The sequence below is a fragment of the Streptomyces carpinensis genome (assembly GCF_002154505.1).
Lineage (GTDB): Bacteria > Actinomycetota > Actinomycetes > Streptomycetales > Streptomycetaceae > Streptomyces > Streptomyces carpinensis.
On record NZ_MUBM01000641.1, the window covers coordinates 1 to 568 of the forward strand.

General features: G+C 72.4%; 1 protein-coding gene. It reads right to left on the reverse strand.

Annotated features, from left to right (window positions below; all coding sequences use genetic code 11):
• Positions 1-23: 23 nt before the first annotated feature.
• Positions 24-568 (reverse strand): mandelate racemase/muconate lactonizing enzyme family protein (locus BZY54_RS47435; RefSeq protein ID WP_167414197.1); only part of this gene is annotated, 545 nt, incomplete at its 5' end.

A 568-nucleotide genomic window follows, 5' to 3' on the forward strand; every position in this document is an offset into this window, starting at 1 on the left:
CCCGCTCGTCGCCTGTCGGCCCGTCACGAGGACACGCTCGTCGGAGCGGTGTGCGCGGCGTCGGCCGCGGGCCGCAGCGGCGCATGGGGTGCATGCGGGGTACCGGCGTGGCGGCGATCGGTCTTGGGAACCAGGCGCAGCCCGGCGTCGGCCGGCCGGATGTGGGGCCCGTCGGGATGGGACCAGTCGCCCGTCTCTGCCAGCGTCATGATGGCCTCCTCGTCGACGGTGATGCCAAGTCCGGGGCTGTCGCCCAGCACGATGCCTCCGTCGGTGACGGTGTGGTCGGCGGTCAGTCCCGCCGGCAGGTTCAGGTCCTGGACCTCGATGGCCAGATGGTTGGGGACGGCAGCGGCGGCGTGCGCGAGTGGATTGGCGTTGTACCCGACCGGGCTGACGGGCAGGTCGTGACCGTGGGCGAGGGCGGCGACCCGCAGGAAGTGGGTGATGCCCCAGACACTCGCGGGCTGTACGACTTGGACGGCGTCACGCATCAGCAGCAGACGGAACTGTTCGAGCCCGGTGAGGTTCTCGCCGGTGGCGACGGCCGCGCGCGCGGACCGGCTGA